Source organism: Pseudomonas sp. FH4 (assembly GCF_000510915.2).
Classification (GTDB): Bacteria; Pseudomonadota; Gammaproteobacteria; order Pseudomonadales; family Pseudomonadaceae; genus Aquipseudomonas; species Aquipseudomonas brenneri.
Map to the genome: position 1 here is coordinate 128,708 of NZ_AOHN01000006.1, position 23,223 is coordinate 151,930.

Consider the following 23,223-nt stretch of genomic DNA (forward strand, 5'->3'; position numbering starts at 1 on the left):
TCGCCTTTAGCGCTGGTCGCAAACGCTGGGGCGAATGTGGTTATTTTGGAGATACAACATGAACGATTTTACTCTGAATGCTGAAGTGCGTTCCGACCTGGGGAAAGGTGCGAGCCGCCGCCTGCGTCGTCTCGCAAGCCTGGTTCCAGCTGTAGTTTACGGTGGCGAAAAAGCCCCTGAATCCATCAGCATGCTGGCTAAAGAAGTTGCCAAACTGCTCGAAAACGAAGCGGCCTACAGCCACGTTATCGAACTGAACGTTGGCGGCAAAAAGCAAAACGTTATCATCAAGGCCCTGCAGCGCCACCCGTCCAAGGGTCACGTACTGCACGCTGACTTTGTACGCGTAATCGCTGGTCAGAAACTGACCGCTATCGTTCCAGTCCACTTCGTTGGCGAAGCGGCTCCGATCAAGAAAGGCGGCGAGATCTCGCACGTGACTTCGGAAATCGAAGTTTCCTGCCTGCCGAAGGACCTGCCTGAGTTCATCGAAGTCGACCTGACCAACGCTGAAATCGGCGCGATCATCCACCTGTCCGACCTCAAGGCCCCTAAAGGCGTTGAGTTTGTTGCACTGGCTCACGGTGATGACAAAGCTGTTGCAAACGTACACGCTCCACGCGTTGCACCAGAAGCAGAAGGCGCTGCAGAGTAATTCACTCTGTAATGTCGGAGCTTGAGGAAACATCGCGGACCGAAACGTAGCGAGAAAGCGGGCGATAACGCGAAGTTTATCTCTGGATAAGTGAGCTCCTGTCGTCCACTTTCGCCGCAACGAGGTTGCGGCGATGTTATCCACAACTCCAAAGGAAGGGCCCCTGTCGTGACTGCCATCAAACTGATCGTTGGCCTGGGAAATCCAGGCGCCGAATACGAACAGACCCGGCATAACGCGGGGGCCCTTTTTGTTGAGCGCATCGCCCACGCCCAAGGCATCAATCTTGTGGCCGATCGCAAATATTTTGGCCTGACCGGACGCTTCTCGCATCAGGGTCAGGATGTTCGTCTATTGATTCCCACCACCTACATGAACCGCAGCGGCCAGGCTGTCGCGGCGCTTGCGGGCTTCTTCCGGATCAAACCCGAAGAAATCCTGGTGGCCCATGACGAACTGGACCTGCCACCCGGCGTTGCCAAGCTCAAGCAAGGCGGCGGCCATGGCGGTCATAATGGCCTGCGCGACATCATCGCGCAGTTGGGCAATCAGAATACCTTTTACCGCCTGCGGCTCGGCATTGGCCACCCAGGCGTTGCCAGTATGGTTTCAAATTTCGTCCTGGGTCGTGCGCCACGCGCCGAACAGGAAAAACTCGATGCAAGCATCGATTTTGCCCTCGGCGTGCTGCCGGATATCTTCGCCGGTGAATGGAACCGCGCGATGAAAAACCTGCACAGCCAGAAGGCCTGACTTTTTTCCGAGGGGAAACACCATGGGATTCAATTGCGGCATCGTCGGCCTACCTAACGTCGGCAAGTCCACCCTGTTCAACGCCCTGACCAAGTCCGGTATTGCGGCGGAGAATTTCCCCTTCTGCACCATCGAGCCCAACACCGGTATCGTGCCGATGCCCGATCCGCGCCTGGACGCACTGGCGGCCATCGTCAATCCCAAGCGCATCCTGCCGACCACCATGGAATTCGTCGACATCGCAGGCCTGGTAGCCGGTGCGTCGAAAGGTGAAGGCCTGGGCAACAAGTTCCTCGCCAACATCCGTGAGACCGATGCCATCGCTCATGTAGTCCGCTGCTTTGAAGACGAGAACGTGATTCACGTCTCCAACAGCGTCGACCCAAAGCGCGACATCGAAATCATCGACCTGGAACTGATCTTCGCCGACCTCGACAGCTGCGAGAAGCAACTGCAAAAGGTCACGCGCAACGCCAAGGGCGGCGACAAGGACGCAGTGGTCCAGAAGGCCCTGCTGGAGCAGTTGATCGCGCACTTCACCCTGGGCAAGCCTGCACGCAGCCTGATGAAGAACATGAGCATCGACGAAAAGGCCGTGATCAAGGGCTTCCACCTGCTGACCACCAAGCCTGTGATGTACATCGCCAACGTGGCTGAAGACGGTTTCGAGAACAACCCGCTGCTCGACGTGGTCATGGCCATTGCCGAAGAAGAAGGCGCGATGGTTGTACCGGTGTGCAACAAGATCGAAGCGGAAATCGCCGAGCTCGATGACGGCGAAGAGAAGGACATGTTCCTTGAGGCCCTGGGCCTGGAAGAACCTGGCCTGAACCGTGTGATCCGTGCGGGTTACGAAATGCTGCACCTGCAGACCTACTTCACCGCGGGTGTCGAAGAAGTGCGCGCCTGGACCGTCAAGGTCGGCGCCACCGCGCCACAGGCTGCCGGCGTGATCCACACCGACTTCGAAAAAGGCTTTATCCGGGCCGAAGTGATCGCCTACAACGACTTTATCCAGTTCAAGGGTGAAGCTGGGGCCAAGGAAGCCGGTAAGTGGCGTTTGGAAGGCAAGGAATATATCGTCAAGGATGGCGATGTGATGCACTTCCGTTTCAACGTGTAAAGTTCAACTCGCGACGTCTGTCGCCCAAAAAGCCGATGCCCTGCATCGGCTTTTTTGTGGGTGTTCCAACGGTTAGAACACTCGATGAAACATTAAGAAACCGTTAAGTTTTTAAAAAAACACAGGCAAGAAACTATAAAACAAACACTACAAGCCTACGTCCCGCATCATTAATAATATTCACAAAGTTTTTAGGACTCATCCTACACGGAAGTGTAAATACCACTCCTACAGAAACTTGAATATAGTTCAAGTTTAAGCTTCTCAAACATCTCAAGTAAAACAAGGACCAGCCCCAGCATCCTTTCGCGATGACAACCTGGATAATTTCCGGTCTACTGGCCGATATCACTAGCTAATTCAAATAATAGCGAGCGACAACTCTATTGGAGTAATAGCAACATGTCGGCCTCCTATCAGAATGAAATTGAAACAGATACACCGTTCAACGAATGCCCAGACATAGAAACAACCATCATTAACACCGCCCCGCTCAACATCGACATTCTGTTACTCGGGGAAACAGGTACCGGCAAGGACACCTTGGCGCAACGTGTTCATTGCCTATCAAGGCGACGAGGCAATTTCGTCGCGGTCAACTGTGCCGCGATACCGGAGAGCCTTGCCGAGAGCCAACTGTTCGGCGTCAACAGCGGCGCCTACACCGGGGCCATGCAGTCACGTGCAGGTTCTGTCGAAGCTGCGCACCTGGGCACCTTGTATCTGGACGAAATAGACAGCATGCCGCTCCCTCTGCAAGCCAAGTTGCTGCGGGTACTGGAGTCCCGAGGGGTCGAACGCTTGGGCTCGACGCGGTTTATCCCCGTAGACATGCGAGTGATCGCGTCTGCCCAGCAATCCTTGCATGAGATGGTCGAGCAAGGCGCCTTCAGGCGCGATCTGTACTTTCGCCTGAACGTCGTCAATATCAACCTCCCGCCACTGCGCGAGCAACGAGAGCGCATCATCCCCCTGTTCTTGAAAATGATCCGCCAGGAGGCCGACTACTTCAAATGCCCTGTGCCCATCCCTGCCAGCGCCCTGCTTTCGCAGCTGCTGTGTCATCCCTGGCCGGGGAACGTGCGCGAACTGCGTTCGACAGCCAAGCGTTTCGTCCTGGGGCTCCCTCCTCTCTCTGTACCTGTAACAGAGCGCCAAGAGATGGAAATACCTCTCAAGGAACGACTACAGCAAATCGAGAAATCGCTGATTGAAGCGTCGCTGAACCGTCATGCCCACAACGTAGACGTCGTAGCCGTTGAGTTAGGTGTTGCCAAGCGCACGCTCTATTACCGGATGAAGCAATTGGCAATATCACTGACCTGAGTACATTCCACCCCCACCAGCAACGCTCTGAAATAATTACACTTTTTGAAACATACCCCTCAGGTGCATTTGGAACGCATACATTTCCTGAGCCACATAAATTGTGGAACAGCGAAATTGGATGTGACACACCCATATCTCAGTATCGCTTAAGTCCGGTGAGATTAACGTCAAGTACGGAGTAAAAAATATGAGTATTGGTTCAATTGGCTCTTCCGGTTCTAGCCCTTTCGGTAGCGGCGCTGGTGGCATGAGTGCAGAACAGGCGGACGCAGGCATTGAAGCGGCAGAAGCAAAAAAGAGGGCGGATGGTGTAAAAAACGCATGGAAAACTGCGGAAAACCAAAATACCACGGGTATAAAAACAGCCTCTGATGCACTCCGTTTGTAATCAAGTCTAGCACCCCTGACCTTCCCGAAATTCAGTAGCGGGAAGGTCACTTCACCGCCTCATCAATAATAAGAAGCACGTCCCCAACCCTAAGTATTTATGTAAAAGGCGCCATATGTTTATAGGAAGAGTACGTTCTGTCGAACATGATGATCTCAATGGCTCCTCTAGCGCACAGGAATCATCAATCTCTCGCACCGACGTCAACTATTTTGCCTCACTCATGGACCCGTCGGCATTTGCCAGTGCGGCGCCAAGTTACACTACGCCACAGAGCATGCTTTCCGACGCATCAGGCAAATTGGCTTCCGTGACCCAGCGCATGACCAAAAGCCTGCGCGCCTTGAGCGGCGATAATAAGTTTGACGAAGCGCGAAAATATCCGGACCAACTTTCCGATACGTTATTGCTGACGCACATTCTCGTTAAGAGTGTCGGTAAGACCGCACAATGCATCGATAAAATCAGCAACCTTCAGTAGATAACAATGACTCGCTTTCTGCGTATTATATTAACTCTAGCGTTGTCATTCATGCTGCATGCCTGTAGTGAGCGTGTCGAACTTCATCGTCAACTTTCCGAGCAGGAGGCCAATGAGGTCATCGCCGAGTTGGCAGACAAACACATACGCGCCAGCAAAGTTCCGGCCAAAGACGGTGTTGTGGTTGTGGTCAACGCATCCGATATCGGGCGTGCCGTACGCACCCTGGACGCCGTCGGACTGCCCAAGGCAGCCCGCGCTACCCTGGGCGACACCTTTCGCAAGGAAGGGGTCATCTCGACCCCGCTTGAGGAGCGAGCGCGCTACATCTATGCCTTGTCCCAGGAACTGGAAACAACGTTATCGAACATCGATGGGGTGATCGTCGCCCGAGTCCACGTCGTGCTGCCCGAGCGTGTGGCACCGGGCGAACCGGTACAACCCGCCTCCGCCTCCGTGTTCATCAAGCACGATCCTCGGCTTGACCCCGACAACATCCAGGCCCGTGTTCGCCGGATGGTCGCCAGCAGCATTCCAGGGATGACCAACGCCGTCGAAAACCCGCAAAAATTAACGGTGGTATTCGTCCCGGCGACAGCCTATCTGGAGCAGCAACGCCTGGCCTATTTCGGTCCGTTCCTGGTGCCGGGAGATGACATTGGTTTTTGGCGGGCCAGTGTCAGTTTCACAATGATCATTTTAGTGCTGCTCATTATCGCCGTAACGTTCTGGCGGATCAGAGGACAGCGAGCGCTGCCGCATGCCCAATCGGCCGGCCCATCCCCTGATGCGCCAATCCACCCGTACGATGAGTAACCTGGCATGGGTCCAGTGGTGGGCAACACCCTGGCTGTATTCGAGCGAAGACTGGCGAACGGTTGATGAACACGCTGCGCTGAGTATGCTTTATCACAGTCGACACTTACGGGTGGGCAAAATCTACGGCGTCGCCCCCTGCCTGCCTCCAACGCCTCAGCCCACACTGCTTCAACTGGCTCTCGCATCGCCAGACCAACTTGACCTGGTACTTGCATTGATCGACAGCACGTGTCGCCCGACCTATGCCAGTGCATTAAATGAAAACCTCCAGCAGTGGTGCAACAGACTCTCCAAGGCATTGCCCCCGGATATGCTGCTGCCCGATGACGACCCCTTGCAGTTGCTACGTACCTGGGTCAACCCTGCCACCTGGCAACGCATCAGATTGAGATTCCCTCGACGGCGCGTTCTGGACCTGGAGAAAAAAAGCCTTGCGCTCGGAGACTCGTATAGCCGCCTCGATACCCTATGGCATGCCGTAGTCTGGCGTATTGCGACGATCAACAGCGACGGTAAAGCGCCTTACGCCAAGGACCATGGAGACTGAAACGATGTTTTGCCGACATAAAATCGACTTGCCCAAAGGCACCGGTCCCTTTCCCGAAACCCTGATCCCCCGCGAAACACTGGCAGGTTACACACAGGCCAATCATGCTTTGGAGCACGCAAAGGCCCAGGCCAGACAATTGCTGAAGCTGGCAGAAAAGCAGCGTGAAAAACTTCTGGAAAACGCCGGCCTTGAAATCTGGCGACGTGCCGATGCCCAGTTCAAGCGCTGGGAAGTCGAACGCCAGGCGATGTACGACAACCTTGAGCGCTATGCCTCTTCAATCGCCAACCAGGCGATTCATCTCCTGCTGGAAGAGACTCCCCCGCCACAACGCATGGAAGCCCTGCTCAAACAACTGATGGCCAGCCAGATGCCAGTGGTCAAGGCGACATTGCTGTGCCATCCACTTGAGCAGGAGGCCGCCCGACAGTATCTCGCCGTCCACAATAATACGCTCTGGGTACTACGCGCCGACGACACAATCAAACCCCAGACACTGCTATTACAGACCGAAGAGGGGGACTTCTGTATTGATTGGGCCGCTATGCATGGCACCTTTCTAGACCAAAGCAAAAAGCGGGTGGACGACTGATTTTTAAACACGCACATGCCCCCTCAAATAAACTGCTACACATGGAACCAATTCGAAATACAAACCACAGAGAGGAAACACAAAAGGAGCAAAGCCATGAGCTACTACGAAGGTTACAGAGAGCGGCTTCTAAGCGATGCGAAGCGCAGCAAACGCGATGTCTACGACTTGATGGAAGAAAACTCTGGATCTGAGGAGGATATGGCTTTGTTCTATGAACTCTTGATGACTAATCGTAAGTCCGAATATGTTTTCACTGAACATATCAGAGCAAGGCATATGCTACTGAAGTCTGGCCTGGACAGCGGACAATAAATTGAAGGCACTACTTAGCAACTGGTTGAATAACCGCACCGAAGAACTAACACTCATCGAAAACAATGACGAAATAATCTTGCGTCATTGTTCTAACACCTTGTTATTGCAGGTCCAACTGACTCCAGACCGACCTGATAAATCACACCTCAGAACCTGGATGCGCCTGGGTAACGCAAGTCTGAGTCACTTTCAGGGCGCACTCGCCCAGGCGCCTGCAACGGGTGCGCTCTGGTTGACTCAGTGTCTACAGGAAAACGCCGGCGAGAAGCATCTGCTGGACAGTCTCGAAGCCCTGCTCAACCAGCGCGATACCTGGCGCGCAATGATCACACGCCTTGCAAAACCGGCCCAACGGTTCCAACCCACGTCACTCCGCTCGCTGCCGCACTAATCAGAGAACGCCCAATGTATAACAAGAAACACAAGCGCACTCGCTTGCGCGCCGTCTCGCCTACTGCTCTCCAAAAAGGCGCCCATTGGCGCTACCTGCTGGTGCTGCCTTGGTTGCTTTTGCCCTTGCAAAGCCCGCTCGCCGCTATTCCCGCCGAATGGAAAAATACCGCCTATGCCTATGAAGCCGAACATAAGCAAGTGCGTGATGTGCTGGAGGATTTCGCCCAGACCTTTGGCACGCAATTGCAGATCGACGGCCTCCTGGAAGGCAACGTCAATGGCAAGATACGCGCCAATACCCCGCAGTCGTTACTCGACCGGCTGGGAGTAGAGCATCGCTTCCAGTGGTACATGTACAACAACACGCTGTACATCAGCACCCTGGATCAACAGGAGTCCGCACGCCTGGAGGTCTCATCCGAAACCGTTGCCGACTTGAAACAGGCATTGACGGACATTGGCCTGCTCGATAGCCGTTTCGGCTGGGGGGAACTGCCCGATGATGGCGTGGTACTGGTGTCAGGCCCCAAGCGCTATATCGACCAGATCAAGCAGTTCAGCAGCCAGCGTAAATCTCCCGATGAGAAACAAAGTGTGCTGACGTTCCCGCTGAAGTTCGCCAACGCAGTGGACCGCCCGATTGATTACCGTGGCGAAAAGCTGGTCATTGCAGGGGTTGCCAGCATGCTGCGAGGGTTATTGGAACCTCGGGACAACTCAGGGCTGTCGTCGATGAGCCCGCGCCCTGCCTCATCATCGCAGCCCTCGCCTGTCACCCCGATCCTGCCCCGCCTGGGCAATCCGATGCTGGACCAGATGCTCGGCTCACAGGCGCCCCTCGGGCCGATGAATCCAAGCATGTCGCTCACCGCCAGGGCACCCGTTGCAAGAGGCAAGATCCGTGTCGAAGCGGATGTGCGCAATAACGCCGTGCTGATCTACGACCTGCCAGAGCGCCAGGCAATGTACCGCGAGCTGATCGCCCAGCTCGATGTGGCACGCAAGCTGGTGGAGATCGACGCCATCATCCTCGATATCGAGCGCACGCAATTGCGCGAGTTCGGTGTTAACTGGGGCTTTCAGAACAGCCGCTTTCGTGGCGGTGTAAATATGGCGCCGGGCACCTCCGCGCAAATATCGATTGAAAACCGCGACCGTTTCTATGCCGATATCCGGGCCCTGGAGGCCAAGGGCCTGGCGACCATGGTGTCCAACCCTTCGGTGCTGACCCTGGAAAACCAACCCGCCGTCATTGACTTCAACCGTACTCAGTACCTGACCGCCGGCGTCGAAAACGCGACCATCCTGCCCATTACCGTCGGCACCAGTTTCCAGGTGGTGCCGCGGGTCATCACCACGCGTGGTCATCACCAGGTCCATTTGGCGGTGGATATTGAAGATGGCAACTTCGACGAAACCAACCCCGAACGCATCGGCCCCGATGTACGCCGAGGCAAAGTCAGTACCCAAGCGGTGATGGCGGAAAAACGCTCGCTGGTGGTCGGCGGGTTCCATGTCACTGAAAGCGCCGATAGACGCAACAAGGTGCCGGTACTGGGCGACATCCCGTTACTGGGCAAGACGCTGTTCTCTTCCACGGAGCGCAAGAACAACCGTCGCGAACGCCTGTTTATCCTGACCCCGCGGGTGATCGGCGACCAGGCCGACCCGTCACGCTATTTACCCCAGGACGACCAGGTGGAACTCCAGGCAGCCCTCAAACCCCTGGCCAGGCGCTATGCCGGGCACCAACCAGTGATCAAGCGCAGCGATATCACCAGCGCTCTCGCCCACCTCGTGACCGGACAAGTACCTGACACCTTCAAGGCCGCGCCCATGCCCCTGGGCCTGAACACCTTGTGCAACCCACGCAACCTGCTGGCGCTCAATAGCGAACGCAGCCAATGGTATGCAGGCCCACAGTTCAACGTGGCAGTGGTCGTGATGCGTAACCAGTTCAATCGCAACGTACGTATCGATGAGAACGAATGCAGCAACTCCCAGACCCTGGCCGTCAGCGTCTGGCCACGGGCCTGGCTCAAGCCAGGTGAAGAGGCGGAGGTGTTCATCGCCATGCGCCCGGTGGTCAAGGATGAACATATCGGTGTGTCCCGCCCCTCCCTGCTCACCCCAACACGGAAGACCGCGCCATGAAACAGCGACTCTCCTGCATCACACTCCTTGGCCTGGCGCTGTTTATGGCTGGGTGTACACCGACGTGCAAGGGTGACTCCTGCTCACGCCCGCAATCGAGCACTGGCAAGCTGGTGGTCTGGTGGCCACCGCAAATGCGTGTCGAACCCGGCCCATCGGGCGAAAGGGCGGACTACCAGACAATCTCGCTGGAGCAATGACGGCCATGGGATTACCCGACGATGATTCGCGTCGCCAGGTATTTCTGGACAACCTGGTGAGCGGCAACGTCGCTTACCAGCCTCTGTGCCCAGGGATTGGCCTGTGCCGCTTGAATGCAGGCCAGAAGCTTGGCCTGGCCTTGCAGATTGCGCCAGAGGCATTGCAAGCCGGCCAGTTGGAACGAGTGCTGGAACGGCGCTTTGCCCACGCAAGGGGGTTCGATGGGTGTTTTGTCTATCTGGATGCCAAGGGTAGCCTGGTGATCTGGCATGCATTGACGCCAAACGTCCATGCGCTCGATGACATCATCAGTCGCATGCTCTCGCTGGCCATGCTCGATGCACTGGATGTACATCGCGTGTCCTAGCGGCGCGCAAGCTCCGGTAACTCCAGGGTCTGGCGCTTGGCCTCATCATCCAGTTCACGCAGGGTGCGATAAATCAGCGCCACCGCCTGCAAGCTCTCCCGCGGAATCGGCGCACCCAACTTTCGCTCATACAACATGCGCGCCAACCACACACACTGGATCACCGGTACGTCGGCGGCCTTGGCCCGGCCAATCAATTTGCGGGCCTGGGCATCCGTGCCTTTGTCCACCAGCATCGGCAAAGGCGTTTTGCCAGGCCTGTAGTACAGCGCCACGGCAAAGTGCGTCGGGTTGACCACCAGCATGTCGGACTCTTCCAGCTTGGGCAGTTTGACCTTCGGCTCTTCCTGGGCGAGTTGGTAGGCCAGGGAGCGGCGCTGGCCCTTGACGTGAGGGTCGCCCTCCATGTCCTTGTACTCCTTGACCACCTCCACCTGGGTCATGCGCATGCGCTTGGCAAAGAAATACTTCTGCATGGACAGGTCGATCAGCGCGAGCACCAGCAGCAACCCCAGGCAGGCATGCAGCAAGTGGCGGAACAAGGCGATCAGCGCCACGATATAGCTCTGCAGATCGCTGGTGGCCAGGTTGATCAGCACCTGCAATGAAGGGGTGATGACCACATACAGGATCAGCGAGAGCAGCAATGCCTTGCCCAGCCCCATCAGCAGGTTGATCACAGACTGGGCGGAAAACATCTGCTTGAGTTGGTTGAGCGGGTTAAGGCGATTGAAATCCGGCTTCAGGCTTTCCGGGGCGAACAGCAAGCCGAACTGCATCCAACTGCTCATCAGCTTTACCACGATCGCCACCCCACACATCAGCAGGCCGAACGAGAAAAACACGATCAGGCCGTCCATCAACACTTCTTCCAGGGCGCGGATAAACGGCTGGCCCATGCGCGAAAAAGGCAGCGCCATCAATTGTTGGAAGCGTTGCATACTGGTTTCGGCGGTGAACAAGGCGATCTCGCTGATCGCAGTGAGCACCAGCAGTTTGGCCACGTCCTGGCTTTGCGCAACCTGGCCTTTCTTGCGTTGGTCCTTGAGTTTCTTGGGGGTCGCCGCGTGTTTTTTCTCGCCCGAATCACTCATTGCCCCGGGCCCCGAAACATCAGGCCAAGGAAATGTTTAAGGTCCATCAGCAGACCCATGCGCCCAGCGATCAAATCCTCCAACAGCGGGAAATACAGCAGCAGAAAAGCCAACCCAGCCAGGCTCTTAGCCGGCATTGCCAGGGTAGAAACCTGCAACTGCGGGCTGTAGAGCCCGAGCAAGGCAAAGCCGAATTCCAGCAGCAACAACACCGCAATAAACGGTGCCGCGTAGAGCATCATGTGCACGAAGGTATCGCCAAGCAGGCCCAGGAACACACTGAAGCCGTTGACCGCTGACAGTGGCACCCAAGCGGTGGGTGGCCAGATCAGATAGCTGTCCCAGATAACCTGCGTCAACGCGCCCAGCCCGAAGGTTGTTATCAATAGAAAAATCGCCAACTGCTTGAACAAATGCCCGACCGGTGTCGCATCCGGCCCCAGCGAGGGGTTGAGTTGCCCGCCCGCCAAGGCTCCACGCTGATTATCGAGCAACGCGCCTACCGACTCGACCATCCAGAACGGCATGAACAGCAAAACCCCCAACAAGAACCCCAGGGCCATCTCCTTGAAAACCAGCCCGCCGAGCATCAGCGCAGAGTAATCCTTGCCCATCAATGCAGCATGAATGCCGGGCGTGGGGAACAAGGCCACGACCATCACGACCGTGTGCCGGGTCATCCCGCGCACATGCTGGAAACAAAACGCCGGCACCAGGAACATGCACGGATAGATACGCGCCATGCTGATCAACAAGCTGGGCAAAAACTCAAGGTAAAGGAGCAAGGTTGTTCCTCAGTTCAGTGCCGAGCGGGCAATCATGTCGAATGTCATATTGATCAGCTGGATCAACTCCACACCAATCCAGCGCCCAGTCAGGATCAGGGTGATACCAACGGCCACCAGCTTGATCCCGAAGGGCAACGTCTGGTCCTGTATCTGCATCAGGGCCTGCACCAGGGATGTCATCACCCCAACGATCACCGCGACGATCAACGGTGGCGCCGAGAGCACCACCACCAGCAGCATGCCTTGCTTGAACAGTACGATCGGTTCCATAAGCCACTCACAGATAAGAAAGGAACAGACTGTCGAGCAGCCGCGACCACCCGGAAACCAATACAAACAGCAGCAACTTGAGGGGCAGGGAAATGGTCATCGGCGAGACCATCTGCATGCCCAGGGCCAGCAGCAGGTTGGAGACAATCAGGTCGATGACGATGAACGGGATATAGATCAGGAAGCCGATCTCGAACCCGGCCTGCAATTGCGAAATCACATAAGCCGGAATCAGCAGCATGAGATCGTCGCGGTGGGCGTTCTGCGCCATCTCCGGCGGCCACATGCGCGCCGTGTTTTCCACGAGATGGGTGAGGATGTCCGGGTCGGTGTTGCGAGTCATGAACAGGCGCAGCGGCTGTATGGCCACAAGCCCCGTCTCCTGGAGGCGTTGCACGCTACTCAGGTCCACCGGTGCTTGCTCGATATTCTGGGCGATGGCATACCCCACCGGCGCCATGATAAACAGGGTCGCCGCGAGCGCGATGCCGTTCAGCGCCATACTGGGTGGCACTTGCTGCACGCCAATGGCGTTACGGGTGATCATCAGCACAATGATGATTTTCAAAAAGGCCGTACACACGATCAACAACATCGGCATCAATGCCAATGCGGCGATGAAAAGCGCCAGAATAAGAGGTTCAACCCCCTGGAATGTCATCGTGCGAAAATCACACGGGACAACTGCAAGCCCAGGCGTCCATCCATCTCGACCAACTGGCCCTGGCCAATCGGCCGATCACCATAGTAGAGCCCTGCCATGCCGGGGGCGTAGCCCGAGATGCTCAACACCGCGCCGGGGGCAAGATTGCGCAGTTCCCCGAGGGTCAGGTTCAGCGTTCCACAGCGCACATTCAAGGCCATGCTCAACTCATCGAAAGGCTCATGGCCAAAAACATCTACTACAGGCTCATCAAGGTCATGCTCTTCATACCCCGAGTAGTGTTGTGCTGAAAGATCCTCGTCCACAGACGTTTCCTCGATAGATATAAGTGTCAGGAGCACCGGCCCCGATTCATCGTCAATGCGCCCATGCAGGCGATGCTTTCCTATCCGCAACCGACCGCTGCCCTGCACGTCAAAAAAGGCCTGCTCCAGCATCACTACGTCACCGGCGCGCAGGCTGCGAACCTGGCTCAGGGCTAGCTGCAAGCGTCCCAACGTCACGGCAACCGTCAGTTGAAACGAGGACGGCAATGGCAAGGCTGTCGGTTGCCAGCGCCCCGCTTCACACAGTCCCAACAAACTCTCGGGCGCCAGTAACAGGTACCCCACCACCCTGGAGGCTCCCAACGTCACCGTGAGCCGACAACCGAAATTCAGCTTTCCAGGGGATGCCCTTAGCCGCAGGTAGCCAAACAGTGCTCGAACCTGAGGGCTCAAATGATGTTGAAACAGCTCCCAGAACCAAGAGTCCGGATCATTACCTGTATCTGCCAGCGTCACCGGGCACTCCCCCAGCAGGCTGAACATGGGCCCTGGCTCGCTGAAGGCCAACAGCCCACAGGCGCTTTCGAAGTACAGAGGGGCGGCGCTCCTGGGCGCACGCCCAGGCTCAAGCAGCAGCTCACCGTGCTGGTCTGCCACCTGAAACGGCATGCGCAAGCCTCGCCCCAGACGCAGGCGTGCCGCAACCGTGGCACTTTTGACCAAAGGTATAGCGAGAGCAGGCATGATCATGCCGCGCCCACATGGACCAGATGCAGCTCGACAGGCTGGCCCAGAGCCTCGGCCAAACGGTCCTGGCAGCCTTGCCGCACGCCCCCCAACCAACGCGCGGCAAGCTCTTGCTCCGCCGCCAGCTCGATGTGCCACATACCCTGCTCACGTCGCACACTGGCGTTGATCCGCCCCAGGTGCGGCAGGTAAAGCATCGCCTGCAGAGGCCATTGCGCACTCCCGTGGATCCGGGGTACCAATTGCGCCGTCATCGCCTCGATCATCAAGGTATCGGCTGCCCCCCCGGCTCCCGACGCAGAAGTGCCGTAGCCTGCACCCTCGGCATCACTGTCCAGCAGTTGGGCAAATAACCGCCCCTGCTCCCAGGGCACGACACCCGACAGTGCAGGTTCCTGTTCCGCTCGCGGCTCACGCGGACGCGGGCGTTCGGGCTTGCTTGCTTGGACTTGCGTCATATGTCTTCCTGTGTCTCTTCCTGCGCCAATAAAACGGACAACTCCTGTAGTTTCTCGACCTCCCGCAGGCATTGGCTCACTTGTTTCTGCGCACTGGCGATATGCACCACCTGTTTCTCCCGCTGGCCATGCAGTTCATGCAACTGCCCTTCTTCGCGCCGGGTCCCGGCGGACAAGCTGCGCTCCTGGGTCCCCCAGGCCTTGAGCTGGGACAACGAGAGCACCTGCCCCTGGTGCTTCTCCAACAGCTCTGCGGTTTTCTGGATTTCCTGCAGGCGGGTTTGCTCAAGCTCTTCCTGAGCCTGCTGGATTTTTGCCAACAAGGCTTGCTGGTGCCGCTTGGCCTCACGCAACGTACGCTCGGCACGGTCTGCCCGATGCCGACGCAGGCGCCGCAAGGTGTCGATTTCAGAAAGGGACATGGGTGGTCAGGCTCATCAGTTGGTCGAGGGTCATCGACATCGGCGCGGGCTCGCGCAAGTCCTGGCGCAAAAACCCATCCACCGCCTGGCGACTGTCCACCGCCAGGTCAGTCAGGGCATCGCTGCCGGGCTGGTATTCCCCCAGCTTGAGCATCAATTCAATCTGCTGGTACGCCGATAACAAGCGGCGCAGTGCTGTGCCGGCCTGGATATGCACAGGCTCGGCGACGTTGCTCAGAATCCGTGAAAGGCTGGCCAGTACATCCACCGCCGGGTAGTGGCCGCGCTCAGCCAACTTGCGAGACAAAACGATATGGCCATCGAGCAACGAGCGCACTTCATCGGCCACGGGATCACTCATGGAGTCCTGCTCGATAAGCACGGTATAGATCGCCGTGATCACCCCCTCGCGGGTCAACCCGGCACGCTCCACCAGGCGCGGCAGCAAGCTGTACACCGAAGGCGGCAGACCGCCGCGCCCCAGTGGTTCGCCAGCCGCCAGGCCGATCTCACGCTGGGCCCGGGCAAAACGGGTCAGGGAGTCGATCAACAGCAGGACCCGCTTGCCCTTGCGCCGGTAACCTTCGGCCAATGCCGTCGCGGTGAAGGCTGCACGGGCGCGCTCCATGCTTGAGCGGTCGGACGTCGCACACACCAGCACCGCCTTGGCCCGCAGTTGCTCATCCAATTCGTGATCGAGAAACTCGCGCAACTCGCGGCCTCGCTCACCAATCAGGCCGAACACAATCACATCACAGTCAACGTTACGGGCGATCTCCGCGAGCAAGGTGGTCTTGCCACAACCGGCGCCCGCAAACAGGCCAACACGCTGGCCTTCGCCCAGGGTCAGCAGACCATCGATCGAACGTACCCCGGTGGCCAGTGCCCGGTGGATCCGGGGCCGCTCGGTGGGCAAGGGCGCCTCGCACAACACCAGGCTGGTATCCTCGGCGTGCGCCTCGACAAAGGCGCTGGCCCCCTCTCCCGTTATCGGGCGACCAAAGCCGTCCAGTACCTGGCCCAACAGGTCATCACTGACACGCACCCGGTGTGATACGCCCAACTGCTCGACACTGGCACCCACCCGCACGCCTTCAAGATTGCCCAAGGCACTGAGCACCGCGTCCTGCTGATCGAAACCGATGATCTCGGCCAGCATGTAATCGCCGGTGGACTTTTCAACCTGGCACAAATCGCCGATACGCGCGTGAGGCAAACGGCATTGCAGCAACATGCCGTTGACGCGCTGGATACGTCCACGCACCGAGACCGGCGCAAAACTGGCCAGCGCCTGTGATCGGTCCTGCTGCCAGGCCTCCAGGCGTGCCTGCAGGTCGGCACTCACCAGCGCACCTCATAGCGCTGTACACCGTCGAACACCACTTTGCTGTTATCAATCAGGACCAGTCGCAAGCCATCCACTTCATCCCCGACAAACAGCCGGCTGCCTTCATCCAGGACGACATGGCCATTGGGCCCACCGACGATCTGCAGAATCTTGAAAGGGAACACAGCGCTACGTTCCTTGACCCGGCTGATCACCGGCACGGGAGTATCGAACTGCTCGCCAAAACGACTGAGCATGCGCGACACCAGTCCCACCTCCTCTTGGGCAACATCCCCGTCGAGCGTCACCTGGCCATTGATCACCTGCAGGCGAATCCGATTCCCCAACTCACGCTCGTTGAGCATTTTCAGCAACTGTTGGCGGACTTCGTAGGGTGAGTCCAGCTCGTTTTTCTGACTTGGCACCGGCATCAACGACGCCTGGGCCTCGTGCTCTCCCGTCGTGGCCAGGCCCACCGCCATGATGATGACCGCGATGACCACCACCAGGCTGATCAACCGTTTCTGTTGCGTCCCGGATATCGAGGACAACATCAGCGTCGGTACCGCTTCATTGACCGGCCTGACCGGTGGAGCAATGGGCGCGACAACCGGGGCTTGCGGCCAAGGCTGGTCGGCCAGGGTGACGCACAGTCGAATACTGCCAATCGAAAAAGGCACGTCCAGTGCCAGGTCGGCAATCTGTGCCAGGAGCTGACCGTCATTGGCCCGCACCAACCCCTCTTGAGCCTGCACCGACCAGCGCTGCTCGATACACCGCAACACCACGTGGCGCTCGGCAATCCCCTCGTCATACAGCGAAAGGTCGGCATCCGGATGCGCACCAATACTCCATTGCCCGCCAAACAACGGCAACGCCGCCCCCTGGCGCGAACCATCCAGCACTCGTAGCTCAAACATCGCCTGGCCTCATTACCGCTACAACGAAAACGCCCCGCTCAGGACTCTGTGCCAGCCCCCATAACCGCCTCATGCCACCTCCTCACGCAACAGATTGTCCTGGGCAAGATCAAAGCGCCCCATCACCTTGACCTTGGACGAAGCACTCAACTCGGCGAACGACAGGACCGGCACATGGTTGAACTCCTCCAACAGCAAAGTGCGCAGGGGGCTACGCAAATCCTGCGCCACCAGCAACACGCTTTTGCTCTTGGGGCGCACGGCAAAGGCTTGCTTGAGCAGGCTGATCAGCGCTGCACTGCTTTCGTTATCCAGGGAAAAAAACACCCCCGTCTGGGTCTGGCGCAGGGCATCGCGCAACACGTTTTCGGTATGCGGAGACAACAGCCAGGCATGCAGACCGTCGGCTTCGCTGTACTGGTAAAGGATCTGCGACTTGAGGGCAATGCGCGCATAGTCGGCCAGGGCATCCGGTTCACGCTCATGCTGGCCGTGCTCGATCAGAGCCTCAACAATCAGCCGCACGGCCCGTAGTGGTACGCCTTCACCAGCCAGGCGCTGCAACACCGACGAAAACCGCGAAAGCGGCATGATTCGCTGCAGTTCCTGCACCAACTCCGGCTGGTTGAATTCCAGCCAACTGAGAATCGCCTTGCTCTCCTGGATCCCGAGGAACTGCGGGCCGCTGAGCAACATCGCCCGCGTCATCCGCTCCAAAAGCAAGCTGTACGCCGTCGAGCGCGCCAGGTGTTCATCGGCAAGCACGGGGTCTTCGGGCATAAACCACACCCAGTCCTGTTCGTCGCGCTCAGCCAGGCCCCTGCTCCCGCCTTCAGGCTCGTCCGGCAGTGCCGCAAGCTCCACGCCCACCCAATGGCCGAGCGTGGCCTTCAACATGGGTACTTCATGCACACAGAAGCGAAACTCATCGTCGGCCAACGCAGGCGCGAACTCGACTTCAAACGGCGGTAGCGTCAAGCCAATCTGGGTGACCAGGCTATTGCGGCTCTGGCGTACCCCGTGGATGACTTCCGACACCAGCGGGCTATCCTGCAGGGCTACTGGGAACTGCATCAGGTACGGCCGCGACGGGTCAAAACCACGCAGGTCCTCCACCCCGTTCTGCTCTGGCGGGACGCTATCGGCGACAGGCTCCTGCGTTTTTTCCTCACGCTGACGCTGGCGCATCAGGTAGTAACCCAGGCTGCCGGTCATCAGCGAAATAAGGATAAACACCACCGTGGGCATCCCCGGCAGCGCCGCGAAAGCGAGCATGCCCACCGACGCAATCATCCAGCTCTTGGGTTCGCTGGTCATCTGCCGGGCAATCTCGGCGCCCATATTGTTGCTGCCTTTATTGCGGCCGGACGGGGCCACGCGGGTGATGATCATGCCGGCCGTCAGCGAGATCAGCAGGGCCGGAATCTGCGCGATCAGGCCATCACCGATGGTCAGCACCGAGTACAACGCCATCGAGTCGCCTGCACTCATGCCATGCTGGAACATGCCGGTGGCAAAACCACCGAGCAAGTTGATCACCACAATGATCAGCCCTGCGATGGCGTCACCCTTGACGAACTTCATCGCCCCGTCCATTGCCCCGAACAACTGGCTTTCGCGCGACAGTTGCTCACGCTTGTCCCGGGCCTGGTTACCATCGATCAGGCCGGCGCGCAGGTCGCTGTCGATGGACATTTGCTTGCCGGGCATCGCGTCCAGGCTAAAGCGCGCCGCCACTTCCGCGACCCGCTCCGAACCCTTGGTGATCACCAGGAAGTTGACCAGGGTCAGGATCATGAAAATCACCAAACCCACTGCCAGATTGCCACCCACCACAAAGTTGCCGAACGCCTCGACTATGTCACCGGCGTCCTGCTCCAGCAGGATCAGGCGCGTTGTTGCAATCGACAACGCCAGGCGAAACATCGTGGTCAGCAGCAGAATCGACGGGAACGAGGAAAAAGCCAAAGGTCCCGGCAAGTACAACGCCAGCACGATCAACAGGCACGAGATACAAATATTGAGAGCAATCAGGATATCCACCAGCCAGGTGGGCAACGGCACGATAAAGATAAACACAATGGCCATGACCACCACCGCGCCCAGCACCTCGGCGCGTTGTGCAACTTTCAACAGCACCGCGTTGATTGCCCGCAAGGCACTCATGCCTTGATTCCCGGCCAAGTGTGGGTGTGCCGCGAGCCTCGCTCCTGCGTAGCGTATTCAAACAACACCTGCTTGTAGCTGTTCAGCGCCTCTTCGCGCCGTCTTGCATCACTCCACCAGGCCAGGGGCAGGGCCTTGAGCTCCGGGAAAAAAGCGCTGAGGGAGCTCAACTGGTGAGCCTGCTCATCTCCCCCCAAGTCCCTGGCCAGGTGCTTGACTTCATGGGGCGTAAGACCGCTGGCCGCATACCCCAGCAAGCGCTGCAACAAGCCCACCGGATCCAGGTGCAGTTCGGGGTACAAAAGAAGGGACTGCCCGATCAGTTCCTTACAACGCGAGAGCACGCCACTCAATCGACTGCAGTCGTTGAGGCCCAACAGCAAGGTACGCAACTGGCCCCGGTCGACTGACGAGGTCTGCGCGGCAATATCATCGGCCAGGGCCCGGCGGATCAACTTCAACCCGGACGCGAAGTCTCCTTCACCGAACAGCCCCAGCAATGACTGCATCAGGGTCGCCAGCGATTGGGTCGTGACCACGCTGGTGTAATACATGCTGCGCACAGCCTGGCGCAGATGCGGATCATCACTGCCCGCCTGCAGCGCCAACGCGGTGTTCAGGCCTGCCTGGATCTGCGGCTTGTAATGGGCCTCCAGGTCAGCCAGGGAACTGCGTGCCAGGGTCGCCTCTGCGGTACGCCCCTCAGCATCCGACTGAAGCGCCACGTGCTTGAGCACCACATAAGCCCGTGCAGGGTCATTGCCGGTGATATCCATCATCTTGCCGACGCCGGCGCCGAGCAGCAGTTGCACCCTGACATTACGGGCGATGGTCGCCATTTTCGCCTGGGCTGGATGCCCCAACTGCTCATAGAGTTGAGTCAACTGCTCGGCCGGTGGTGTGCGCAAACCCAGTTGCCGCTGACCCAGCGCCCTGGTGTTGAGTTCGACTTCTTGGGTGAACAGCGCACTGAGGTCATCAGCTACGGGGGGGCTTATCTGAGTAGCCGGCCCACTTTCAATCCGGGCAGGTGCCGGTTGATTCAGCGACGCGGGGGTTTGCACATCAAGGTTGGGATCGACTTTCATGGGAATGCCATAACAAGAGATTCGTATCCTTGTGTGGCTGGAACGCTCGATACGGTTCCATCTTCATCCTCTTCGTATGAATGATGAAAATAACGGCACAAACCCATGGTGCTTTGTGCAAGTCATTGCAAAAAAAACACCTAAAACAAGATATTTCCTTATATTTTTCAAATAGATATCGATTATTTCCGTTTGGCACAAGCGGTGCTAACAGGGTTCTCGTCGAAACCATTTCGACTGCTTATACCCTGAGGAAAAATCATGGATATCCCTATCAGTGTTTTAGTTAACCTTCCACGTGACCCTAGCCAATCCATCCAAGATCTGTCCGACGACCACCACAAACGCCTGCGCAGGTTCATTCATAAACGCGTACTGAACCCAGAGGATGCGGACGATATCCTGCAACTGACGTACCTGGAGGCGTGGCGCAACCGGCATCACTTCAGCGCACAAGCGTCACTGAGCACCTGGATGTGCGGGATCGCACTAAATCTGATCCGCAATCACTTTCGCCGTCTCTATGCCAAGCCGGTGCATTGCGAATTCGACGAATCACTGTCCCATGGACAGAACGAAGAGCAGGACCTGGCGCGCCAATTCGAGATCAGCCGCCGACTGGAAAACACCCTCAATGCGATCCAGCACCTGCCTCTGGAAATGCGCAACACCTTGTATGCCTCACTGGAAACCGACGGCAGCTACCAGGACACCGCCGATGCCCTGGCAATCCCGATTGGCACCGTCCGCTCCCGCCTGTCACGGGCACGGGAGCAGTTGAAACGCGCGACAAAATCTCACCCGTTCCAGTAGGAGAGGATCGCCCAGGGATAGGGCTACCCTCCCGGCTTCAGGCTTTTTTCGAACGTGGCAACAGAATCGCCAGCACCCCGAGCAGCGGCAGGAACGAGCACAGCGTATACACGTACTCAATGCCGTGGATATCTGCCAGATAGCCCAGCAACGCCGCGCCAATACCGCCAAAACCGAACATCAGGCCGAAGAACACCCCGGCGATCATCCCTACGTTGCCTGGCACCAATTCCTGCGCGTACACCACAATCGCCGAGAACGCCGAGGCCAGGATAAAACCGATCACCACACTGAGCACACTGGTCCAGAACAGATCGACATGGGGCAGCAGCAGAGTGAACGGCGCAACGCCGAGGATCGAGAACCAGATCACCGCCTTACGGCCGATTTTGTCGCCAATCGGCCCACCAAAGAACGTCCCCGCCGCCACCGCCCCAAGGAACAGGAACAGATGCAACTGGGAACTGGCCACCGACAGGTCGAACTTCTCGATCAGGTAAAAGGTGAAGTAACTGGTGAAGCTGGCCATGTAGAAATATTTGGAAAACACCAACAGCCCCAGCACCACCAGCGCCCCCAGTACGCGGTTTTTCGACAGGCCATGGGTGGCGGCCTGGCCCTGCTTGAGCTTGAACAAGTTCAAATGGTTGCGGTACCAGCGGCTGATTGCATACAGCACCCCCAAAGCAAACACCGCGAACAAACCGAACCAGGCGACATTGCCCTGGCCAAACGGAATGATGATCGCCGCCGCCAGCAACGGGCCAAATGCCGAACCTGCGTTGCCGCCCACCTGGAAGGTCGACTGCGCCAGGCCATAGCGCCCACCAGACGCCAGGCGCGCCACGCGGGACGCCTCCGGGTGGAAGGTCGAGGAGCCAATGCCGATCAGCGCCGCCGCCAGCAGAATCAGCGGGAAACTGCCGACCTGGGACATCATCAGAATGCCGATCAGCGTACAGATCATCCCGCAGGGCAGCAGGAATGGCTTGGGATGGCGATCGGTGTAATACCCCACCCACGGCTGGAGCAACGAGGCCGTGAGCTGGAACGTCAGGGTAATCAGGCCGACCTGGGTAAAGGTCAGGCCATAACTTTCCTTGAGCATCGGATAGATCGAGGGCAACACCGCCTGGATCAGGTCATTGATCAAGTGCGCCAGCGCCACGGCGCCGATGATCGACATGACCAAGGGGCTCGATTGCCCGGCGGCCGGTGTCGTAGCCACTGAAGGCTGGGAATTGGTAAGAGCCATGAGGAACGTTTCCGTACAGCAGATGGATGCACAGGTGCAGGTGTGACAATGTGCCACTTAATGGGGCAGGAAGGCTATCCCGTTAGGAGGCTAACGAGTAGATGAATCGATGCAGCGGTCATGCCTTGTAAAGGGCCAGCAAGATGAATCCCTTTAATTTGAGGGACGTTTCCTAGAGAATCTTTCGGCCTTGTGCCTGGTGGGGTCGGTGGCTAGTCTTCGGTCCGTCACTGGTTTTCAGTGATCGGGTTTAGTCGCCCGGACTTATATCAGGCGCATGGTCTCATGAGGTTTCATGGTGGCTGTGCGCAGGGCACCTCCGGGTGCGCCGGGTTCCTGATTAACCGGTCGACTAACCTGCGTACAGCCGCCACCCATTCGTTTAGTCGCGAAGGGCGTCGGCTCCAAATTAATCAGGAGCCATGCCATGTTCAAGATTGTCCCCGACCCACCCCGTGACCAAGCCAAAGACCGCGCCGCCTTCAACCGCGCGCTCGACCACTACTTACCCACCGACCCACCGCAACCGTCACCTCACGTCTACACCGTCAGCGACGACATCAGCTTCGAAGACGCCTTGCTCTACACCGCCGACCTGCTGCACAGCGCCTCGGCCACCGCCATGGACTGTGGCGAGCACCTGCAAAACGCCGAACGCGCCAAAGTCCTCGCCGTGTGGCACCTGCTGGAAATCGCCAAGGCCATGGTCGACCGCTCGATCACCTGCCTGCACCCGCGCGCAACCTAGTACGCCGACGGTAGAACACCACAGACCCAATGGACTGCCCCCAAGAAGTTGGACACCAATCCAATTTCTTGGGG

28 protein-coding genes are annotated in these 23,223 nt (G+C 58.0%); 16 read left to right on the forward strand and 12 right to left on the reverse strand.

Features of this window, described 5'->3' with window-relative positions:
* Positions 1-58: 58 nt before the first annotated feature.
* The 14 genes from H097_RS04705 to H097_RS04760 all read left to right on the forward strand — a co-directional run bounded on the left by H097_RS04705 (position 59) and on the right by H097_RS04760 (position 10,123).
* Positions 59-655: a 50S ribosomal protein L25/general stress protein Ctc gene (locus tag H097_RS04705; RefSeq protein ID WP_032857780.1), complete on the forward strand. Its 597-nt coding sequence runs from the start codon at positions 59-61 to the stop codon at positions 653-655.
* Between the two features lie 168 nt (positions 656-823).
* Positions 824-1,408 (forward strand): aminoacyl-tRNA hydrolase, encoded by a 585-nt coding sequence (gene pth, locus H097_RS04710; RefSeq protein ID WP_032857782.1) that lies wholly within the window; start codon positions 824-826, stop codon positions 1,406-1,408.
* 22 nt (positions 1,409-1,430) lie between these two features.
* Positions 1,431-2,531 carry a redox-regulated ATPase YchF gene (gene ychF, locus H097_RS04715; protein ID WP_032857783.1) on the forward strand — a complete coding sequence of 367 codons (1,101 nt, stop codon included), beginning with the start codon at positions 1,431-1,433 and terminating at the stop codon, positions 2,529-2,531.
* Positions 2,532-2,933: 402 nt separating this feature from the next.
* Positions 2,934-3,857, forward strand: coding sequence for a sigma-54-dependent Fis family transcriptional regulator (locus H097_RS04720; protein WP_032857785.1), 924 nt, complete (start codon positions 2,934-2,936; stop codon positions 3,855-3,857).
* A gap of 190 nt (positions 3,858-4,047) precedes the next feature.
* Complete coding sequence (locus H097_RS28120; RefSeq protein ID WP_139115738.1) at positions 4,048-4,248, forward strand: type III secretion protein; 201 nt, start codon at positions 4,048-4,050, stop codon at positions 4,246-4,248.
* A gap of 115 nt (positions 4,249-4,363) precedes the next feature.
* On the forward strand, positions 4,364-4,729 hold the full coding sequence (locus H097_RS28605; RefSeq protein ID WP_223232753.1) for a hypothetical protein: 366 nt from the start codon (positions 4,364-4,366) through the stop codon (positions 4,727-4,729).
* A 6-nt stretch (positions 4,730-4,735) separates the two neighbouring features.
* Positions 4,736-5,545, forward strand: coding sequence for a type III secretion inner membrane ring lipoprotein SctJ (gene sctJ / locus H097_RS04730; protein ID WP_032857789.1), 810 nt, complete (start codon positions 4,736-4,738; stop codon positions 5,543-5,545).
* Positions 5,517-6,095: a hypothetical protein gene (locus H097_RS04735; protein WP_032857791.1), complete on the forward strand. Its 579-nt coding sequence runs from the start codon at positions 5,517-5,519 to the stop codon at positions 6,093-6,095. Before sctJ ends, H097_RS04735 begins: the two co-directional genes overlap by 29 nt.
* Entirely contained in the window at positions 6,085-6,690 is a 606-nt protein-coding gene (gene sctL, locus H097_RS04740; RefSeq protein ID WP_308426012.1) for a type III secretion system stator protein SctL, read from the forward strand. The genes H097_RS04735 and sctL overlap by 11 nt, the downstream gene beginning before the upstream one ends.
* Positions 6,691-6,786: 96 nt before the next feature.
* A complete protein-coding gene (locus tag H097_RS04745; protein ID WP_032857794.1) occupies positions 6,787-7,005 on the forward strand; it encodes a hypothetical protein in 219 nt (72 codons plus the stop codon).
* A gap of 1 nt (position 7,006) precedes the next feature.
* A complete protein-coding gene (locus H097_RS04750) occupies positions 7,007-7,399 on the forward strand; it encodes a hypothetical protein (protein WP_032857795.1) in 393 nt (130 codons plus the stop codon).
* A gap of 14 nt (positions 7,400-7,413) precedes the next feature.
* Positions 7,414-9,555, forward strand: a complete 2,142-nt coding sequence (sctC, locus tag H097_RS04755) for a type III secretion system outer membrane ring subunit SctC (RefSeq protein ID WP_032857797.1) — start codon at positions 7,414-7,416, stop codon at positions 9,553-9,555.
* A complete protein-coding gene (hrpT, locus tag H097_RS27515; protein ID WP_082445524.1) occupies positions 9,552-9,755 on the forward strand; it encodes an HrpT family type III secretion system protein in 204 nt (67 codons plus the stop codon). The genes sctC and hrpT overlap by 4 nt, the downstream gene beginning before the upstream one ends.
* 5 nt (positions 9,756-9,760) lie before the next feature.
* The gene (locus tag H097_RS04760; RefSeq protein ID WP_032857798.1) at positions 9,761-10,123 is read left to right on the forward strand and encodes a hypothetical protein; all 363 of its coding nucleotides are present in this window, start codon (positions 9,761-9,763) and stop codon (positions 10,121-10,123) included.
* Here H097_RS04760 and sctU read toward each other — a convergent pair.
* The 11 genes from sctU to sctW all read right to left on the reverse strand — a co-directional run bounded on the left by sctU (position 10,120) and on the right by sctW (position 20,333).
* Entirely contained in the window at positions 10,120-11,217 is a 1,098-nt protein-coding gene (gene sctU, locus H097_RS04765; protein WP_032857799.1) for a type III secretion system export apparatus subunit SctU, read from the reverse strand. The two genes, H097_RS04760 and sctU, sit on opposite strands and share 4 nt — an antisense overlap.
* Entirely contained in the window at positions 11,214-12,002 is a 789-nt protein-coding gene (gene sctT / locus H097_RS04770) for a type III secretion system export apparatus subunit SctT (RefSeq protein ID WP_032857801.1), read from the reverse strand. The genes sctU and sctT overlap by 4 nt, the downstream gene beginning before the upstream one ends.
* Before the next feature lie 9 nt (positions 12,003-12,011).
* Positions 12,012-12,275, reverse strand: coding sequence for a type III secretion system export apparatus subunit SctS (sctS, locus tag H097_RS04775; RefSeq protein ID WP_032857802.1), 264 nt, complete (start codon positions 12,273-12,275; stop codon positions 12,012-12,014).
* Between the two features lie 7 nt (positions 12,276-12,282).
* Positions 12,283-12,936: a type III secretion system export apparatus subunit SctR gene (sctR, locus tag H097_RS04780; protein ID WP_032857804.1), complete on the reverse strand. Its 654-nt coding sequence runs from the start codon at positions 12,934-12,936 to the stop codon at positions 12,283-12,285.
* Positions 12,933-13,955, reverse strand: a complete 1,023-nt coding sequence (locus tag H097_RS04785; protein WP_032857805.1) for a FliM/FliN family flagellar motor switch protein — start codon at positions 13,953-13,955, stop codon at positions 12,933-12,935. Before H097_RS04785 ends, sctR begins: the two co-directional genes overlap by 4 nt.
* Positions 13,952-14,410 (reverse strand): type III secretion system HrpP C-terminal domain-containing protein, encoded by a 459-nt coding sequence (locus tag H097_RS04790; protein ID WP_032857806.1) that lies wholly within the window; start codon positions 14,408-14,410, stop codon positions 13,952-13,954. Before H097_RS04790 ends, H097_RS04785 begins: the two co-directional genes overlap by 4 nt.
* A complete protein-coding gene (locus H097_RS04795; RefSeq protein ID WP_032857808.1) occupies positions 14,407-14,832 on the reverse strand; it encodes a YscO family type III secretion system apparatus protein in 426 nt (141 codons plus the stop codon). Before H097_RS04795 ends, H097_RS04790 begins: the two co-directional genes overlap by 4 nt.
* Entirely contained in the window at positions 14,819-16,177 is a 1,359-nt protein-coding gene (locus H097_RS04800) for a FliI/YscN family ATPase (RefSeq protein ID WP_032857809.1), read from the reverse strand. Before H097_RS04800 ends, H097_RS04795 begins: the two co-directional genes overlap by 14 nt.
* Positions 16,174-17,079, reverse strand: a complete 906-nt coding sequence (locus H097_RS04805; protein ID WP_032857811.1) for an FHA domain-containing protein — start codon at positions 17,077-17,079, stop codon at positions 16,174-16,176. The genes H097_RS04800 and H097_RS04805 overlap by 4 nt, the downstream gene beginning before the upstream one ends.
* A 69-nt stretch (positions 17,080-17,148) precedes the next feature.
* Complete coding sequence (gene sctV, locus H097_RS04810; RefSeq protein ID WP_032857813.1) at positions 17,149-19,245, reverse strand: type III secretion system export apparatus subunit SctV; 2,097 nt, start codon at positions 19,243-19,245, stop codon at positions 17,149-17,151.
* Entirely contained in the window at positions 19,242-20,333 is a 1,092-nt protein-coding gene (gene sctW, locus H097_RS04815) for a type III secretion system gatekeeper subunit SctW (protein WP_032857815.1), read from the reverse strand. Before sctW ends, sctV begins: the two co-directional genes overlap by 4 nt.
* Positions 20,334-20,594: 261 nt before the next feature.
* Here sctW and H097_RS04820 point away from each other — a divergent pair, with 261 nt between their 5' ends.
* Positions 20,595-21,146 (forward strand): RNA polymerase sigma factor, encoded by a 552-nt coding sequence (locus tag H097_RS04820; protein ID WP_032857816.1) that lies wholly within the window; start codon positions 20,595-20,597, stop codon positions 21,144-21,146.
* A 37-nt stretch (positions 21,147-21,183) separates the two neighbouring features.
* Here H097_RS04820 and H097_RS04825 read toward each other — a convergent pair whose 3' ends face one another.
* Positions 21,184-22,401 carry an MFS transporter gene (locus H097_RS04825; protein ID WP_032857819.1) on the reverse strand — a complete coding sequence of 406 codons (1,218 nt, stop codon included), beginning with the start codon at positions 22,399-22,401 and terminating at the stop codon, positions 21,184-21,186.
* Between the two features lie 427 nt (positions 22,402-22,828).
* Between H097_RS04825 and H097_RS04830 the strand changes: the two genes are divergently transcribed.
* Complete coding sequence (locus H097_RS04830) at positions 22,829-23,149, forward strand: hypothetical protein (RefSeq protein ID WP_032857821.1); 321 nt, start codon at positions 22,829-22,831, stop codon at positions 23,147-23,149.
* Positions 23,150-23,223: the final 74 nt, after the last annotated feature.

Excerpts from the sequence above, each read along its gene's own strand:
- H097_RS04705 (WP_032857780.1), top strand. The coding sequence starts at position 59 with ATGAACGATTTTACTCTGAATGCTGAAGTGCGTTCCGACCTGGGGAAA.
- ychF (WP_032857783.1), top strand. The coding sequence starts at position 1,431 with ATGGGATTCAATTGCGGCATCGTCGGCCTACCTAACGTCGGCAAGTCC.
- H097_RS04720 (WP_032857785.1), top strand. The coding sequence starts at position 2,934 with ATGTCGGCCTCCTATCAGAATGAAATTGAAACAGATACACCGTTCAAC.
- H097_RS28120 (WP_139115738.1), top strand. The coding sequence starts at position 4,048 with ATGAGTATTGGTTCAATTGGCTCTTCCGGTTCTAGCCCTTTCGGTAGC.
- H097_RS28605 (WP_223232753.1), top strand. The coding sequence starts at position 4,364 with ATGTTTATAGGAAGAGTACGTTCTGTCGAACATGATGATCTCAATGGC.
- sctJ (WP_032857789.1), top strand. The coding sequence starts at position 4,736 with ATGACTCGCTTTCTGCGTATTATATTAACTCTAGCGTTGTCATTCATG.
- H097_RS04735 (WP_032857791.1), top strand. The coding sequence starts at position 5,517 with ATGCGCCAATCCACCCGTACGATGAGTAACCTGGCATGGGTCCAGTGG.
- sctL (WP_308426012.1), top strand. The coding sequence starts at position 6,085 with ATGGAGACTGAAACGATGTTTTGCCGACATAAAATCGACTTGCCCAAA.
- H097_RS04745 (WP_032857794.1), top strand. The coding sequence starts at position 6,787 with ATGAGCTACTACGAAGGTTACAGAGAGCGGCTTCTAAGCGATGCGAAG.
- sctC (WP_032857797.1), top strand. The coding sequence starts at position 7,414 with ATGTATAACAAGAAACACAAGCGCACTCGCTTGCGCGCCGTCTCGCCT.
- hrpT (WP_082445524.1), top strand. The coding sequence starts at position 9,552 with ATGAAACAGCGACTCTCCTGCATCACACTCCTTGGCCTGGCGCTGTTT.
- H097_RS04760 (WP_032857798.1), top strand. The coding sequence starts at position 9,761 with ATGGGATTACCCGACGATGATTCGCGTCGCCAGGTATTTCTGGACAAC.
- sctU (WP_032857799.1), bottom strand. The coding sequence starts at position 11,217 with ATGAGTGATTCGGGCGAGAAAAAACACGCGGCGACCCCCAAGAAACTC.
- sctS (WP_032857802.1), bottom strand. The coding sequence starts at position 12,275 with ATGGAACCGATCGTACTGTTCAAGCAAGGCATGCTGCTGGTGGTGGTG.
- sctR (WP_032857804.1), bottom strand. The coding sequence starts at position 12,936 with ATGACATTCCAGGGGGTTGAACCTCTTATTCTGGCGCTTTTCATCGCC.
- H097_RS04785 (WP_032857805.1), bottom strand. The coding sequence starts at position 13,955 with ATGATCATGCCTGCTCTCGCTATACCTTTGGTCAAAAGTGCCACGGTT.
- H097_RS04790 (WP_032857806.1), bottom strand. The coding sequence starts at position 14,410 with ATGACGCAAGTCCAAGCAAGCAAGCCCGAACGCCCGCGTCCGCGTGAG.
- H097_RS04795 (WP_032857808.1), bottom strand. The coding sequence starts at position 14,832 with ATGTCCCTTTCTGAAATCGACACCTTGCGGCGCCTGCGTCGGCATCGG.
- H097_RS04805 (WP_032857811.1), bottom strand. The coding sequence starts at position 17,079 with ATGTTTGAGCTACGAGTGCTGGATGGTTCGCGCCAGGGGGCGGCGTTG.
- sctV (WP_032857813.1), bottom strand. The coding sequence starts at position 19,245 with ATGAGTGCCTTGCGGGCAATCAACGCGGTGCTGTTGAAAGTTGCACAA.
- sctW (WP_032857815.1), bottom strand. The coding sequence starts at position 20,333 with ATGAAAGTCGATCCCAACCTTGATGTGCAAACCCCCGCGTCGCTGAAT.
- H097_RS04820 (WP_032857816.1), top strand. The coding sequence starts at position 20,595 with ATGGATATCCCTATCAGTGTTTTAGTTAACCTTCCACGTGACCCTAGC.
- H097_RS04825 (WP_032857819.1), bottom strand. The coding sequence starts at position 22,401 with ATGGCTCTTACCAATTCCCAGCCTTCAGTGGCTACGACACCGGCCGCC.
- H097_RS04830 (WP_032857821.1), top strand. The coding sequence starts at position 22,829 with ATGTTCAAGATTGTCCCCGACCCACCCCGTGACCAAGCCAAAGACCGC.